The organism is Oligella urethralis DSM 7531 (assembly GCF_000372065.1).
Taxonomy (GTDB): domain Bacteria; phylum Pseudomonadota; class Gammaproteobacteria; order Burkholderiales; family Burkholderiaceae_B; genus Oligella; species Oligella urethralis.
In genome coordinates this window covers 84801-100676 of sequence record NZ_AQVB01000003.1, presented here as the reverse complement: position 1 = coordinate 100676, position 15876 = coordinate 84801, and the positions used below count along the sequence as shown (strand labels likewise).

The 15876-nt window shown below is 47.9% G+C and carries 15 protein-coding genes and 2 tRNA genes; 9 read left to right on the top strand and 8 right to left on the bottom strand.

Annotation, left to right across the window (positions count from 1 at the left end; all coding sequences use genetic code 11):
- Positions 1 to 233: 233 nt before the first annotated feature.
- Positions 234 to 309, bottom strand: a tRNA-Phe gene (locus A3GA_RS0102960).
- A 329-nt stretch (positions 310 to 638) separates the two neighbouring features.
- Here A3GA_RS0102960 and hemA point away from each other — a divergent pair.
- The 5 genes from hemA (at position 639) to A3GA_RS0102930 (ending at position 5012) form a co-directional block, all read left to right on the top strand.
- Positions 639 to 1916 carry a glutamyl-tRNA reductase gene (gene hemA, locus A3GA_RS0102950; protein ID WP_026156774.1) on the top strand — a complete coding sequence of 426 codons (1278 nt, stop codon included), beginning with the start codon at positions 639 to 641 and terminating at the stop codon, positions 1914 to 1916.
- 94 nt (positions 1917 to 2010) lie between these two features.
- Positions 2011 to 3090, top strand: coding sequence for a peptide chain release factor 1 (gene prfA, locus A3GA_RS0102945; RefSeq protein WP_018025895.1), 1080 nt, complete (start codon positions 2011 to 2013; stop codon positions 3088 to 3090).
- Positions 3083 to 3967, top strand: coding sequence for a peptide chain release factor N(5)-glutamine methyltransferase (gene prmC / locus A3GA_RS0102940; protein WP_018025894.1), 885 nt, complete (start codon positions 3083 to 3085; stop codon positions 3965 to 3967). Before prfA ends, prmC begins: the two co-directional genes overlap by 8 nt.
- Positions 3968 to 4104: 137 nt before the next feature.
- A complete protein-coding gene (gene grxD, locus A3GA_RS0102935; RefSeq protein WP_018025893.1) occupies positions 4105 to 4437 on the top strand; it encodes a Grx4 family monothiol glutaredoxin in 333 nt (110 codons plus the stop codon).
- Positions 4438 to 4442: 5 nt separating this feature from the next.
- Positions 4443 to 5012, top strand: a complete 570-nt coding sequence (locus A3GA_RS0102930; RefSeq protein ID WP_018025892.1) for a UbiX family flavin prenyltransferase — start codon at positions 4443 to 4445, stop codon at positions 5010 to 5012.
- On the opposite strand, the gene A3GA_RS11220 is transcribed toward A3GA_RS0102930, so the two are convergent.
- Complete coding sequence (locus tag A3GA_RS11220; RefSeq protein ID WP_018025891.1) at positions 5013 to 5810, bottom strand: EI24 domain-containing protein; 798 nt, start codon at positions 5808 to 5810, stop codon at positions 5013 to 5015.
- A 254-nt stretch (positions 5811 to 6064) separates the two neighbouring features.
- Between A3GA_RS11220 and A3GA_RS0102920 the strand changes: the two genes are divergently transcribed.
- The 3 genes from A3GA_RS0102920 (at position 6065) to htpG (ending at position 9842) form a co-directional block, all read left to right on the top strand.
- A tRNA-Leu gene (locus A3GA_RS0102920) sits at positions 6065 to 6149 on the top strand.
- A gap of 192 nt (positions 6150 to 6341) precedes the next feature.
- Positions 6342 to 7619, top strand: coding sequence for a D-serine ammonia-lyase (locus A3GA_RS0102915; RefSeq protein ID WP_244264038.1), 1278 nt, complete (start codon positions 6342 to 6344; stop codon positions 7617 to 7619).
- Positions 7620 to 7922: 303 nt separating this feature from the next.
- Positions 7923 to 9842, top strand: a complete 1920-nt coding sequence (gene htpG / locus A3GA_RS0102910; RefSeq protein WP_018025889.1) for a molecular chaperone HtpG — start codon at positions 7923 to 7925, stop codon at positions 9840 to 9842.
- Positions 9843 to 9975: 133 nt separating this feature from the next.
- Here the strand turns inward: htpG and lptB are convergent, their stop codons facing one another.
- The 5 genes from lptB to A3GA_RS0102885 are packed head-to-tail and all read right to left on the bottom strand — an operon-like array spanning position 9976 to position 13632.
- Positions 9976 to 10770, bottom strand: a complete 795-nt coding sequence (gene lptB / locus A3GA_RS0102905) for an LPS export ABC transporter ATP-binding protein (RefSeq protein WP_018025888.1) — start codon at positions 10768 to 10770, stop codon at positions 9976 to 9978.
- Positions 10771 to 10778: 8 nt separating this feature from the next.
- On the bottom strand, positions 10779 to 11384 hold the full coding sequence (gene lptA, locus A3GA_RS0102900) for a lipopolysaccharide transport periplasmic protein LptA (protein ID WP_018025887.1): 606 nt from the start codon (positions 11382 to 11384) through the stop codon (positions 10779 to 10781).
- Positions 11385 to 11392: 8 nt separating this feature from the next.
- Positions 11393 to 11995, bottom strand: coding sequence for an LPS export ABC transporter periplasmic protein LptC (gene lptC / locus A3GA_RS11215; RefSeq protein ID WP_018025886.1), 603 nt, complete (start codon positions 11993 to 11995; stop codon positions 11393 to 11395).
- A 20-nt stretch (positions 11996 to 12015) separates the two neighbouring features.
- Entirely contained in the window at positions 12016 to 12615 is a 600-nt protein-coding gene (locus tag A3GA_RS0102890) for a KdsC family phosphatase (protein ID WP_018025885.1), read from the bottom strand.
- Positions 12616 to 12642: 27 nt separating this feature from the next.
- Positions 12643 to 13632 (bottom strand): KpsF/GutQ family sugar-phosphate isomerase, encoded by a 990-nt coding sequence (locus A3GA_RS0102885; protein WP_018025884.1) that lies wholly within the window; start codon positions 13630 to 13632, stop codon positions 12643 to 12645.
- A 101-nt stretch (positions 13633 to 13733) separates the two neighbouring features.
- Between A3GA_RS0102885 and A3GA_RS0102880 the strand changes: the two genes are divergently transcribed.
- A complete protein-coding gene (locus A3GA_RS0102880; protein WP_018025883.1) occupies positions 13734 to 14273 on the top strand; it encodes an adenine phosphoribosyltransferase in 540 nt (179 codons plus the stop codon).
- 58 nt (positions 14274 to 14331) lie between these two features.
- Here A3GA_RS0102880 and ilvA read toward each other — a convergent pair whose 3' ends face one another.
- Complete coding sequence (gene ilvA, locus A3GA_RS0102875) at positions 14332 to 15852, bottom strand: threonine ammonia-lyase, biosynthetic (protein WP_018025882.1); 1521 nt, start codon at positions 15850 to 15852, stop codon at positions 14332 to 14334.
- Positions 15853 to 15876 lie beyond the last annotated feature (24 nt).

The following is a 15876-nucleotide window of genomic DNA, read 5'->3' as shown; positions in this document are numbered from 1 at the left end:
GTGATAGTTGCTGGGCTTGTGACGGCCTTGGCTTAGGTGGTGTGTGTAGGTAGGTGTTATGATTCAGCTTAGCACAGTAGTGGCGTGAACTGCAGTAGCGAGGAAAAGCGCTTGATGAAAGTGAGCGTGAGTTATGCTGGTATTTGAGCTGTGTGCCACTGTAGGGGGCGATTGTAGCATTATGGCAATAAAAAACTCGCTAACCCTTAAAGCTAGCGAGTTTAAAGAATCTCTGGTGGCCTGGGGCGGAATCGAACCGCCGACACAAGGATTTTCAATCCTCTGCTCTACCGACTGAGCTACCTGGCCAACAAAAAAGTTATTATATACAAAGATTGGGTAAATGTGAAGACTTTATTGAAAATTGATTAAAAATACTCAATTAATGATCTAAAGCCTGCTGAGTTGTTGTTTTTTGACAGCGCCTGTTTGAGTTGCGGCTGAGTTTTTACCATGCGTTGCCAAGATTGCAAATAGAAAGTCGCAATCAATCATTTCAGTTTGTGAAAAATAGCTAAGGGGCATATAATATAGCCTTATAAATAAGAATTGTCGATAGTTTTTTCTTTGCGAATTAAGGGCTTAACCGGTGCAGTCTGGCGTGCGTCTTAGTTTTTATTACCTAGTTTTGAGTCGATATGTCCACCGATGTTTTAACATTTGGCGTTAACCATCACTCTGCCCCGGTTGATATTCGGGAGCGAGTGTCGATGGCTGGTGATGTTGTATTACCGGCCTTACATGGTTTGCGTTCGATTTTTGGTAATTCGGTCAAAGAAGCGGCTATTCTCTCAACCTGTAATCGCACCGAGATTTACTGTGCGGCCGATCAATCGATTGCGGCTGATATTCCAGCATGGTTGGCTGAGTTTAACTCATTAAAAGACGATGAGTTAAGACCCTATATTTATCAATTGGATCAGGATAAGGCGGTGCGTCACGCTTTTCGTGTGGCCAGTGGCTTGGACTCGATGGTTTTGGGCGAGGCGCAAATTCTCGGTCAATTAAAAACTGCAGTACGTACAGCAGATGAGGCAGGTACCCTTGGCTCTACCCTCCATCAGTTGTTTCAACGGACCTTTTCGGTCGCTAAGGAAGTGCGTACCAATACCGCCATCGGGGCGCAGTCGATTTCATTTGCGGCAGCGGCGGTGCGCTTATCAGAGCGGGTTTTTGGAGATCTCAAAAATAGCGATGTGCTGTTTATCGGTGCCGGTGAGATGATTGAGCTTTGTGCCGCACATTTTTCTGGTGCTAATCCTCGCTCCATCACCGTGGCTAACCGTACGCCTGAGCGTGGACAGCTACTAGCCTCCCGTTTTAATGGTGGCACCATGAAGTTGTCTGAGTTGCCAGAGCAGTTACATAAATTTGATGTGGTCGTGACCTGTACCGCCTCCACCCTACCTATTTTAGGCTTGGGTATGGTACAAAAGCTTAGTCGCAAGCGTCGTTCTAAGCCGGTTGTGATGGTTGATTTAGCGGTGCCACGTGATGTGGAGCCGGAGGTCGCTCAGCTGGATAATATTTACTTATACACGGTTGATGACTTAGGCCGCTACGTACAAATGGGTCAGGATTCGCGTCAGCGTGCAGTTGGGCAGGCCGAGGCCATTATTGATGCCCGCGTCTTGAATTTTATGCAATGGATGGAGTCACGCCGTCTGGTGGTGCCGGTGATTCAGGACTTAAATCATCATGCTGAGAGCTTACGTCAAGCGGAGCTGGCAAAGGCGCGTCGACTGTTGGCTAGAGGTGAGGATCCCGAAGCGGTGCTTGAGTACTTAGCGCGCAATCTCACGCAGAAGTATCTGCATGCGCCGATGTCGCAGCTTAACCGTTCCGAGGGTGTGCAGCGTCAAGAGCTACTAAATATCGTGCCGCAGTTATTTCCCTTTGATTCAGAGCAGCATTAGCTAGGCTCCTTGTTATCTGCTTTGCTCGCCGATATTGCGTAGGCGAGTGTTTTTACCCTATATTTCAACCTTCTTCCTAGATAGAATTTTAATTATGAAAGACTCAATGCGATCTCGCTTAGAGCAATTGTCTCACCGTTTAATCGAGTTAGATGCGATGTTATCTGAGCCTGAAGCTGTGAATGATATGGATAATTTTCGTAAGCTCTCACGCGAGCGTGCGGAAATCGATCCCGTGGTGCAGCTTTTTAATGAATATGAAGGTGCCGAAGCGGATTTATCAGCGGCGCAAGAAATGATGAAAGATCCCGAGCTCAAAGAAATGGGTGAGGAGGAATATCATTTACTAAAAGAGAAATTGACAGCGCTTGAAGACGAGTTACAGCTTGAGCTGTTGCCTAAAGATCCGGATGACAGTCGCAGCGTGTTTTTGGAAATTCGTGCGGGTACTGGCGGTGATGAGAGTGCGCTTTTTTCTGGCGATTTATTAAGAATGTATACACGTTATGCGGAGGAAAAGGGCTGGCGTGTCGAGTTGATTTCTGAGGCGCCTTCTGAATTAGGTGGTTACCGTGAGGTGATCGCTAGAATTGATGGTGAGGGTGCTTATGGTCGCTTGAAGTATGAGTCCGGTGCGCACCGTGTGCAGCGTGTGCCCGAAACGGAGTCGCAGGGACGTGTGCATACTTCGGCGTGTACTGTCGCCATTCTGCCAGAAGCGGATGAATTAGCCGAAGTGGTGCTCAATCCAGCGGATTTGCGTATTGATACCTTCCGTGCCAGTGGTGCAGGTGGTCAGCACGTCAATAAAACCGACTCGGCCGTGCGTATTACCCATATCCCTACCGGTATTGTTGCAGAATGTCAGGATGACCGTTCCCAACACAAAAATAAGGCTCAAGCCATGAGTGTATTGGCGGCGCGTATTAATGATATTCAACGCCAGGAAAGAGAGGCGGCTGAGGCAGCTGAACGTAAAAGCTTAGTCGGTAGCGGTGATCGCTCTGAGCGTATACGTACCTATAATTACCCGCAAGGGCGCGTGACAGATCACCGTATTAACTTGACCCTATATAAATTACAGCAAATTATGGACGGCTCTTTAGATGAGCTCACCGGTGCTTTAATGGCAGAGCGACAAGCAGAATTGTTGGCTGCTTTAAGTCATGACTAAGAGTCTACAGGATTGTCATCGTATTAGAGATGTCTTGGCGCTCCCGCAGTTGCCATTGTTAGAGCGCAGAATGCTGTTGGAGTTTGTGTTGGATAAGCCGCGCGCTTGGTTTATCAGTCATGATGATGAAATACTGAGTACTGAGCACAAAGCGCAGTTGCAGGCGCTGTTTGAGCGTCGTTTGGAAGGTGAGCCCTTAGCCTATCTAATTGCTCAGCGCGAGTTTATGAGCTTAAGTTTTAAAGTCACACCCGCAGTGCTGATACCGCGCCCAGAAACGGAGCTGTTGGTGGAACAGGCCATCGCCTTTTTAGAGGCATTAAAGGTTCAGGGTCTAAAGCGTCCACGCGTCTTGGATATTGGTACTGGCAGCGGCATTATTGCGATTAGTATTAAGCATTATTTTCCAGAGGCTGAGGTATGGGCACTGGATCTGAGTGCGGAGGCCTTGGCCATAGCCCGGGACAATGCACGTACGCTTCAGGTAGACATTGAGCTGCTACAAAGTGATTTGTTTGAGGCATTCAACGCCTCAGACAATGGCTTTGATTTAATCGTCTCAAATCCGCCTTATATTGATCGTGACGATCCCCATTTGCAGCAGGGTGATGTGCGTTTTGAGCCGCTAATGGCCTTAACTGACAATGCCGATGGTTTGCGTTTGATCCGGCGTTTAGTGGCTGAGGCGCCGCGGTTTTTAAAAAGCTCGGCGCCAAATCAAGCGCTACCAACCGCACTTTGGCTAGAGCATGGTTGGGAGCAGGCGGCGTCGGTGGAGTCGTTACTAACTCAACAAGGCTTTAAGCTGGTGCAAAGCCTGCAAGATTTGGCGGGTATCGAAAGAATTAGCGGTGGGCTCTGGGAGTCCGCCGCTTAAACCTAGGTCAAGCCCTATAAAGTTCGGGTGTATCGTGTTGTTAAGACCCGAATTAAGCTAAAATAGACGCTTAGTATCCAGGCAGTTATTGCACAGTGTGCAAGCGATTAGTAACGAATTTTAATTAAGGAAGTATGATGAGTACAGATGTTCGTACCTTTATTGATGAAACTGTTAAAGAACACCCGGTGGTCTTGTTTATGAAGGGATCTGCTCAGTTCCCTCAGTGCGGTTTCTCGGCCAAGGCGGTCAGCATTTTACGCGATTTGGGTGTGCGCAAATTAGTGACGGTTAACGTGCTTGATGATCAGGAAGTGCGTGAAGAGATCAAGGTCTACTCTAACTGGCCGACCATTCCTCAACTTTATGTTAAGGGTGAGTTCATTGGTGGTTCCGATATTATGGAAGAGATGCAAAGCAGTGGTGAGCTTAAAGAGCTACTTGACGCCTCAGGTGCGACTGCCGACTAGTTTTCATGAAAAAGCGATTAGTCATTGGGGTGACTGGAGCAACGGGCGCGATTTATGCGGTGCGTATGCTGCAGACGCTCCAGCAAATACCAGAGGTAGAAACGCACTTAGTGGTGTCTTCCTCTGGTGTTGTGAATTTAAAGTATGAAATGGGCATGGATCGTCATGAGCTCTATGCCATGGCAGATCATTGCTATCACTTCAAAGATATTGGTGCAACCCTTGCCAGCGGTGGTTTTAAGACTGATGGTATGCTGATTTTACCTTGTACCATGCATACCTTGGCCTCGTGTGCCATTGGCTTATCGGATAATCTGATTACCCGTACCGCCGATGTGCATCTTAAGGAGCGTCGTAAGCTGGTCTTGGTGGTACGTGAAACGCCCTTTAATCTAGCCCATTTACGTAATATGACGGCAGTCACCGAGATGGGCGGCATTATTTATCCACCACTGCCTGCCTTTTATCATCATCCTAGCTCCATTGAGGAAATGGTAGCTCACACCAATGCGCGACTTTTGGAAATCTTTGATATTCGTGTCGACGCACCGACTTGGCAGGGCACTCAGGGCTAGTTAAGCCTTATTTTTATTGCTAGTAATACGCGCTGAGGCATCTGCGCTAAAGTGGCTGTCAATATCAATCGCACCTTGGCGTAATTCTCTGAGCGCACTCAAACCGTAGTGGGTACAGGCCAAAATTGCATAGACTGGCATCACTAAACCCATAAAGGGAATGAGGCAGAGTAAACCGCAAACCAAGCCGATAATCCAAAAGCCTTTATGATATTTTTTTAGAATAAATGTGCGCTCGGCGGGTGAGGCGTGCTCGGTGATGGCATCGACTTTGGCAATTTGGGAAAAGGCATAAGCGGTCCAAAAAACACTTAATACAATGGATGCAAAGGGGATTAGCCACAGTGGTAGGGTGACTAACCAACCCACCACAAAGATCACACCGACTTTGATCGCATTAAAGATACTGCGTGAATCGATAAATTTACCGCGCTTTTCCAGGTCTTGATAATGCGTCTTTGCGAGTAAACTGACTGCTAGCGGCGTCACAGCAACTGCAGCAACGGCTAAGCCAATCACTAAGCTAATGGCTGACAAGGCAATAAAGGCAATTAAAGCACTTAGCCAGTCGCTCAAGGTACTCATGCCCCAGAGCGAGGTAAAGCTGCTAAACCAACTCCATTTGTTGGCACTGGCGATAAACCAGTTATCCAAAGGGTTCCAGGCAACAATTAATAATAAAACTAAGCTAAGCACGGTCACGCCAAATGGCATCAGTACCGCCATCAGCATTTTTGGGTGAAGTTGACTGGCTAAGGCTTTGGCCAGCGCATCAATGGGAGTGACGTGGGTGGGCATCCTAGCGTATCCTTGATTTGAAAAAAGAGTTCTAAACGAAGTCATGAGGTGCGTGCAGCAATTCTCAAGTGACAGGCTATTATATGGTGTGAGAGGGCGATTAAATCAATACTTTTGGTAGCAATATGTAGACGAATTGTTTGGAAGGCGCAGAATTTTGTCTTTTTCTTAAAAGATGAGTAGATATATTTATAAAAAAGGAATATAATTTTCTACTTCCCTACGAGAACACGTTCTAGTGTTTTCAGTCAAATGCCCGGGTGGTGAAATTGGTAGACGCAGGGGACTCAAAATCCCCCGCCGCAAGGCGTGCCGGTTCAAGTCCGGCCCCGGGCACCACAAATCCCTCTAAGCTATCAATGGCTTAGGCAGCTATGGTTAGCTGCCGACTCTTCACGCTTTTCAATCTTCCATCATCTTCGCTAGTATAAATACTGCTTTTTAGAGCCCTTGGGCTGACGTATCATAACAGCTGGTTATTGTTAATTAATGGTATCTATCTTTAGAGGTAATTTCATGAGCGATTTGCGCATGAGTATTAATCTTGTGCTGAATAATGAGTTGCAGAGCGTAAGCGCTCATTATCCAACCAATAATATCACTAGCACCATGGTGCAGAGTGCGGCTGAGCGTTTGGAGCGCTTTGCGCCATTGTTGGCTTATTTATTTCCAGAATTGGAAAAATCGCAGGGTATCATTGAGTCAGAGCTGTTGCCCTTGACTCACTATAGCGCCTATGCCTCCAAGGGTGGACGCTTTTGGCTAAAGGGCGACCATGCCTTGGCGGTGGCCGGTTCGGTGAAGGCGCGCGGTGGTATTCATGAGGTCTTGGAGATTGTTGATGAATTAAGTGAGAAGTACTGTTTGATGCCAAATAACTCCGTTATCGATTTGTTGTCCGAACGCGCCCTAGAGGTTTTGGCTAAGTATCAGGTGACGGTAGGCTCCACCGGCAACCTTGGCATGAGTGTGGGGATTATGGCGGCTGCATTGGGGATGCAAGCTACTGTCCATATGTCAACTGAAGCCAAGGAGTGGAAAAAGCAGCGTCTTCGTGAGCGAGGGGCGCAAGTCATTGAGCATGCTGGCGACTACAGCCAAGCGGTGGAGGTCGGGCGAACGGAGGCGCTAGCAGATGCCTTTAATCATTTCGTGGATGATGAGCATTCGATTTCTTTATTTTGCGGTTATGCCGTTGCCGGTCGCCGCTTAAAGGCACAATTGGAGCAACTACAGCTCACAGTGAATGCAGAGCACCCGCTGTTTGTGTATATTCCTTGTGGTGTTGGGGGCGCACCAGGTGGTATTGCCTATGGCCTAAAGGAGGAGTTCGGCGACCATGTGCATGTGTTTTTTGTGGAGCCTGAGGACTCTTCTTGCTTTGCGGTGCAGTTACAGCACCTTGATCAGCCAGGCATCAGTATTTATGATGTTGGACAACAGAATCAAACGGAGGCGGATGGCTTAGCCGTACCAGTGGCATCCCAATTAGCGGTTAAGGAAATGCGTCCACGTTTATCGGGTGTGGTGGTGATTGGTGAGGATAATTTACTGCGCAATCTGTATCTGCTAAAAGTGCAGGAGGGGATTCAAATAGAGCCCTCGGCTGCTGCCTCGCTGAGTGGGCCGCAAGCAATCTTCGATACCGCAGAGGGGCAGCAGTATCTGCAACAGCATGGTCTTCAGGAGTACATGCACCAAGCTAATCATATTGTCTGGGCCACCGGTGGTAGTTTGATGCCAGATTCGGAGTATCAGGCCTTTTGGAAACGTGGTATGGCCTTAGATAAGGCCTATAATAAGGCTTAGGCAGGGGCCTCAATTTAATCGTCGGAGAGCTTATTCATTGCGTTTACCTTGGCATGAATAAGCCCTTTTCTGTATTAACGTCTATTAGCGCTTAAAAAATAGCCAGCAAAGCGTTGTGTGCTATTTATCTATATTAACTAAAGCTATATTAGGTGGTGCTAACTTGATTTAGGATTAAACTTTTTCAATCACTGCTTGTAAAACATAGGGCTTTGTAGTGCCTTTTGCTCTTGAAATTGTCGATTCAGTCCTCAGCTAATAACACCATAGACTTTATGGTTAAGAATAATAGGATTTAAAATAATGGTAGATCAGACAAATCAAAGTCAGAATCAAGGCGCTGAAGCACGTACCATGGGTTTTCAGACCGAGGTCAAACAGCTTTTGCAGTTGATGATTCATTCCCTCTATTCCAATAAAGAGATTTTTTTAAGAGAGTTGGTATCTAATGCCTCTGATGCTTGTGATAAATTGCGTTTTGAGGCCATTGCTAATCCACAATTACTGGCAGATGATAGTGATCTGCGCATTCGCGTCAGTTTCGATCCGGAGCTAAAAACCATCACCATTAGTGATAATGGGATTGGTATGAGCGAGGAAGAGGTGATTAATAACCTCGGTACTATTGCTCGTTCAGGCACCAAGGAGTTCTTTTCTAAACTCACCGGTGACCAGCAAAAAGATACGCAATTGATCGGTCAATTCGGGGTAGGTTTTTATTCTTCCTTTATTGTGGCCGATGAGGTGGTAGTACGTACCCGCCGTGCCGGTTTGGCTGCGGATGAGGCGGTCGAGTGGCAGTCACGGGGCGAGGGTGAATTTAGTATCAAGCCCATTAGTAAAGACAGTCGTGGTACGGATATTATTTTATTCTTAAAAGAAGATGCTGAAGAGTTTTTAAATAGTTGGAAGCTACGCAGCATTATGCAGCGCTATTCTGATCATATTTCCATTGCCGTACAAATGGAGCAGGAAAATTACGATCAGGAAACGGGCGAAACCACCAAGCCTGGCGAATGGGAAACCATTAACCAAGCGAGTGCGCTGTGGACGCGTAATCGTAATGAGATCAGTGATGAGCAATATGCGGAATTTTATAAGCATATTAGCCATGACTTTGAGGATCCCTTAGCCTGGACCCACCGCCGTGTTGAGGGTCGTAATGAGTACACACAGCTACTCTATATTCCTAAGCGAGTGTCTTTTGATCTTTGGGATCGTGATGCTAAACATGGCGTGAAGTTGTACGTGAAGCGTGTCTTTATTATGGATGACGCAGAGCAGTTATTGCCGATGTACTTACGTTTTGTGCGTGGGGTGATTGATTCCTCCGACTTGCCCTTAAACGTCTCTCGTGAAATTCTGCAAGAAAGTCGTGATGTCAAAGCCATTCGTGATGGTTCGACGCGTAGCGTCTTGTCTTTACTAGAGGATTTAGCAGAAAATCGCCCAGAGGATTATAAAGCTTTTTGGAGTGAGTTTGGTCAAGTGCTAAAAGAGGGTATTGGTGAGGATCGTGGTAATCAGGAGCGCATTGCGAAGTTATTGCGCTTTGCTTCAACGCACGATAATTCGGATGCCCAAGAGGTTAGCTTGGCGGATTATGTGTCACGTATGAAAGAGGGGCAGGATGCCATTTATTATGTGACTGCCGATAGTTTTGCGGCCGCTAAGAGTAGTCCTCATTTAGAGATTTTCCGTAAAAAAGGCATTGAGGTCTTGCTCATGTCTGAGCGGGTTGATGAATGGATGGTCTCTTTCTGGACGGAGTTTGAGGGCAAAAAGCTAGTCTCGGTTTCCAAAGGTGCTTTGGATTTAGATGCGCTTGCCGATGAGGATGAGAAAAAACGTCAAGAGGCGGTGAGTGAAGAATTCAAGCCTTTAGTTGAAAGACTGGAGCAGGCCCTTGGTGAACAAATTAAAGAGGTTAAAGTGTCTTGGCGCCTAGTCGATTCACCGGCTTGCGTGGTTGTTGGTCAGCATGAATTAAGCCCGCACTTGGTCAGTATGTTAAAAGCGGCTGGTCAAGAGGTGCCTAATGTCAAACCGACTTTGGAAATTAACCCAGAGCATGCCTTGATTAAGCGTATTGAAGCCGCTAGCGATGAGGATTTTGCCGATTGGGCTAGTGTGTTGTTAGATCAGGCCATGTTATCAGAGGGGGCGCAGATCGCTGATCCTGCCGCTTTTGTGAAACGCATGAATAGTTTATTTTTAAAGTAAATTATCTGGTTTAAAGGTCGATAGCTGCGAGCGCTTTAAGTAGCCATTAACTCGAGCGCTGCAAGCACCATAGCAAAAGCAAAAAAGCCCACTTTTTCCATCAGGAATCAGTGGGCTTTTATCATGTCGGTGCTTACATTTTAAAGTGCTCACCCAGATAGACCTTACGCACATCTGGGTTCTGAATGACCTCGCTCGGGGTGCCGCTTGTTAGCACCTTACCCTCACTAATGATATAGGCGCGGTCACAAATGCCTAAGGTTTCTCGTACATTATGGTCGGTGATTAAAACGCCGATTTGACGCTCTTTTAAGAAGCGGATAATGCGCTGAATCTCAATCACGGCAATGGGATCGACGCCGGCAAAGGGCTCGTCCAGCAGGATAAAGCGTGGTTGCGTAGCAAGGGCGCGAGCAATTTCTACTCGACGACGTTCGCCCCCGGACAGCGACATAGCTGTATTGCTGCGTATATGTTGAATCTGTAACTCATCCAGCAGCTGCTCTAATTTTTCCTTAATCTGTGCTCGAGTAAAGCGCTTAGCCGTAGTCTTATCATACTGCAACTCTAACACTGCCTGAATATTTTGTTCAACCGTTAAACGTCTAAAAACCGAGGCATCCTGGGGTAAATAGGATAAACCTAGTTTAGCGCGTTGATGAATGGGATAGGCGGTGATTTCTTTACCGTCTACCTCAATGCGACCAAAATCAGCTGGAATCAGGCCAACAATCATATAAAAGCTGGTGGTTTTACCAGCGCCGTTAGGTCCAAGTAAACCCACCACCTCACCGCTGCGTACGGTCATTGAAACATCTTGTACCACCGCTCGCTTACCATAGACCTTACGTAAGCCGGTGACTTGCAGTAGATTGAAGGCTTTACTACTGGCTGTGTTTTGCTTGCTCAGTATTTCTGTCTCAGGCATAGTGCTTTTTAGATATCGGGAGTTTGAATGCTGGAGGGCATGGGTTTGCCCTGGTACTTGCTACGACATGCTTCGACTGCACGATCAGCCTTACTACGAGGCTGTACCAGTGAGCGCACGCGACCAGGTTCGGGGCTTTGGGGACCGCCTTGAGCGGCATAGGTTTTATTTTTGCTATCATAAACCACCCGTTCGCCCCGTACCGTATCCACCGGTTGACCGCATACATAGCGGGTGACAACAGCCTGCCCAATCATGGTGACTACCTCAGTCTTGCCGTTATACTCAGCGCGTGAGCCGATCGCTCGAATTAGCTCGTAGTTTTCTAAATCCTCTTCCAGTAGTTCCACAAGTTTAGAAGAAGTCATGGTGGCTTTGCCGTGTCTAAAGCCCTCGGCATCTTCGACAATATTTAGCTGGTCGGAGCTAAGTCTAAAGAGACCGCGGGTGAGGATCACATTACCACTGAATTGGGTGGTTTTAGAGAGATCATCATAATTTAAGGTATCAGACAACACCAGGGTCTCGGGCTCTTGCGCCTGCTCTGTTTGAGCGTAGGCATAGGAACTGAGTAAGACGCTAAGGCTAAGTGCTAAGGCGGAGAAAGTGTTCATAGGCCTCTTTAATTTGAGTTGCTGTTAGAGTTAGGCATATCCTTAGGCGCAATACGTACGCCGCTATTGGCATATACCTCCAGTTTTCTGGTGTTATTATTGTATTTCATTCCCTCACCTACTAAGCGAGAATCACCCTGAATCACGATCGCCGGTTCATCGGTTTCAATGATATCCTCATCCGGGTGAACGATGAGCTTTTCGCTGGTGATGTCTAATGCCTTGCTGTCAGCGGTAGGAAAACGATGTACATGCCCTTTGCCCAGCATATGGATGAGCGATACATTATTATAAGCCCAAGCAGTGTTAGAAGAGGCAATAACGCGTGGTGAATCGGGCCGCTGACTGATAAGCTGAGGCTTACTAATCTCGTAGGCGCCGTTATGCGGATAATGTCGCATTTCTGAACCGTCCAAGCGGGTGACCGGCAAAGCATCGGCATCGGCCTGGAGCATGGTAAAGCTACCAGACCAAGCATCCGGCTCACGACTCTCGGCAACCTGAGTCTCTACTGGAAAGGCACGGTCGGCATAATCCGCTGCCCACCATGTGATAGCAACCAGTCCCAACAGGATAAAGCAGGCGATGATGGCCGGTAGACGATCTTTCATACGGGGTCCTGCAGTAGCGTTTATTGAATGACTTCACCGATCATTGGCTGCTCATGGCTGAGAAGCGGTCCGAGTAGACCCTGACTCGCTAGAATCATATCGCAATGCTCGCGCGCAGCACCATGACCACCGGCTAATTGACTCACCCAATCGGCAGCTTGCTGTACATAGACGGGCGCATTTGGGACTGATAAGGCGAGTCCGACGCGACGCATGGCGGGGAGATCAATCACATCATCACCGATAAAGGCCACCCGTTCTAGCTCGATAGCTAGGGTCTTGCTGAGCTCAACTAAGGCATCAGCCTTGTTGCGGACATTTTGTAGTAAATGCGTGATACCCAATTCGGCGCTGCGGCGGGTGGTGATTTCACTTTGGCGACCCGTCATGAGTGCGACCTCAATGCCGCTTTGCTTAAGCATTTTAAGGCCGTGCCCGTCTAGCGCATGAAAGCGCTTTTGACTTTCACCATTGGCTGTATAGTACAAGCCACCATCGGTTAGTACGCCATCCACATCAAAAATCACTAATTCGATCAGACTGGCGCGCTCTTTGACCGCAGCGGGTATTTTAGAAAGAACTAAGGATTCGACCGGGTGGGGGATATGAGGTTTTTTCATAAGACTATCTTTATCGTGAGTGATGGATTAAATGACTTTGGCGCTCATTAAATCATGCATATTAAGTGCGCCCACTAAAGCGCCATCATCGTCAATCACAATGATTTGGCTTAATTTGTTTTGTTCCATCAATGAGGCCGCATCAACCGCTAGGGCCTTAAAATGAATGGTTTTAGGATGATGGCTCATCACATCCTGGATTGTTAAATTGCGTATATCACCCTCACGGGAAATTAAACGGCGTAAGTCACCATCCGTAAAAATGCCGATGGGCTTGCGCTGATTATCGATAATAATCGTCATGCCAAGATGCTTGGCGCTCATTACCGCCAAGGCCTCGGGCAGCAGGTACTCGGGCGTGATGATCGGCAAATCCTCGCCGCTGCGCATCACATCCTGCACATGCGTGAGTAAACGTCTACCAAGGGCTCCGCCTGGGTGCGATAAGGCAAAATCCGCTGCCCCAAACTCTCTAGCTTGTAAACACGCAATCGCCAAGGCATCACCTAGCGCCAGGGCGACGGTGGTGCTATTAGTCGGGGCAAGATTTAAAGGACAAGCCTCACGCTCAATGGCACCGTCTAAATAAACATCGGCCAGCTTGGCTAAATCCGACTGACGGTCACCAGAGATGGCAATAATTTTAGTGCCTAAGCGCTTGACCACGGGTAAGCTAGTGGAGAGCTCAATGCTTTGTCCTGAATAAGAGATGGCCAACACAATATCACTACCAGTCACCATGCCCAGATCGCCATGCAGGGCCTCTGCGGAATGGACAAAAAATGCGGGTGTACCGGTAGACGCAAGGGTGGCGGCGATTTTGCGACCGATATGGCCAGACTTACCAATCCCCATCACCACCACACGCCCCTGACAAGCGAGGATTAATTGTGCTGCGGCAACAAAGTCATCACCCAAGCGCTGTCCAAGCTGAGTCAGCGCCTCGGCTTCGGCAAACACGGTTTGCTGGCCAGTCGCTAGAATCACTGCGGGGTCAAAGCTTTTTTTGTTGTCCATATGCAAAATTATACGTTAGGCGGCAGACTAATGCAGTGCTTTAATTGTTTAATCGTTATAATGAAACGCTGTGTTTTCATTGTTTAAGAGCTGCAACAGAGATGAGTATCACTGACCCCCGCCAACGTGTTCTTAACACGATTCGTAATATTCCCGACTGGCCTGAAAAGGGCGTTACCTTTAGGGATATTACCCCTGTTTTGCAGGACCCCGTCTGTTTTCGTTCGCTCATTGATATTTTCGTGTATCGCTATATGCGTACTCGTATCGATTTGGTGGCTGGGGTAGATGCGCGTGGCTTTATTGTCGGTAGTGTGCTGGCTTATGAGCTAAACGTTGGCTTTGTGCCAGTGCGCAAAAAGGGTAAATTGCCCTTTGATACCTTGTGCGAGGATTATGAGCTAGAGTACGGTACCTCCTCCGTAGAAATTCATACTGACGCCGTGCGTCCAGGGCAGCGCGTTTTATTGGTGGATGATTTAATTGCTACCGGCGGTACGATGTTGGCAGCGAGCCGTTTGCTACAGCGCTTGGGGGCCAATGTGGTGGAGGCAGTGTGTATTATTGATTTGCCCGAGCTCGGTGGCTCTAAGTTGATTGAGGAAGAGGGGCTTAACGTATTTGCGGTGTGTCAGTTTTAGTGCTTAACGTACAGTATGATGGCAGCCCATGACACGCCTGGGCTGCAACGCAACTAGACTAGTGGCTACCGAGGAACCATTTATAGCCCGGATTATCCGTCTCATCCACATAGGGATAGCCGATATTGGCTAAAAAGCTTTTTAATTGCGGATTATCTTTTTCCGGTACTTGAATGCCGACCAAAACCTGGCCAGAGTCGCCGCCATTATTGCGGTAGTGGAATAAGCTGATATTCCAATCCGGATTCATTTGCCCTAAGAAGTTTTTCAAGGCACCAGGCTTTTCCGGAAACTCAAATCTAAACAGTTGCTCATTAACCGCAAAGGGTGAGTGGCCTCCTACCATATAGCGCAGATGCGTTTTGGCTAGGCTGTTTTTGCTGAGGTCATGCACTTCAAAGCCGGCTTTTTTAATTTCCTGATGGAGCTCATCCGCTTCACTCGCGTTATGAATGGCGACCCCTAAGAAAATATGTGCAATATCTGCATGTGAAATGCGATAGTTAAACTCCGTCACAGGACGATTACCTACCGCCTCACAAAGGCGTCTGAAACTACCCCTTTCTTCAGGAATCGTCACGGCTAACAGCGCTTCTGTCGCCTCACCCACATCGGCACGTTCAGCCACAAAGCGCAAGCGGTCGAAGTTCATATTAGCGCCGCTATTAATTGCTACAAAGGTACAATCCCGTAGCTGATGCTGTTGAATATATTTTTTCGTGCCAGCCAGTGATAGTGCGCCGGAGGGCTCTAAGACATTACGCGTATCTTGGAACACATCCTTAATCGCTGCACACACCTCATCCGTGGTCACGGTAATAAAATCATCCACATGCAGTTTGGTCAGGCGGAAGGTCTCGGCGCCTACCTGCTTTACCGCCGTACCGTCAGAAAAAAGACCGACCTCTGGTAAGTTAACCCGGCGATTGCGCTGCACACTTTTTACCATGGCACAGGAATCCTCAGTCTGTACGCCGATGACCTTGGTTTGAGGCTTGAGCGCTTTGATATAAGCGGCCACACCGGCAATTAAACCACCCCCACCAATGGGTACGAAAACCGCATCAATATGATTAGGGTGTTGCTGTAAAATTTCCATCGCCACGGTACCTTGACCGGCAATCACATCGGGATCGTCAAAGGGGTGGACAAAGGTTAGGCCCTCTTGCTCCTGCAGCTTGACCGAGTGAGCGTAGGCATCAGAATAGCTGTCACCATGTAACACGACCTCACCACCAAAGCGCTTAACCGCATTCACCTTGACCTCAGGGGTCGACACCGGCATTACAATCACGGCTCTACAGCCAAGCTTGTTGGCAGAGTAGGCCACGCCTTGGGCATGGTTACCGGCTGAGGCGGCAATCACACCGCGCTTTAAAGCCTCCTCGGGAAGATTGGCCATTTTATTGTAGGCACCACGTATCTTAAAGCTGAACACCGATTGCATATCCTCGCGCTTTAGTAAAATCGTATTGTGCATACGGGCAGAGAGGATGTTGGCCCTTTCGAGGGGAGTTTCAAAAGCAACGTCATAGACTTTAGAAGTCAAAATGCGTTTAAGATAGTTGTCTACAGCCATGATCTGAGGTGCTAATTAGCTAAA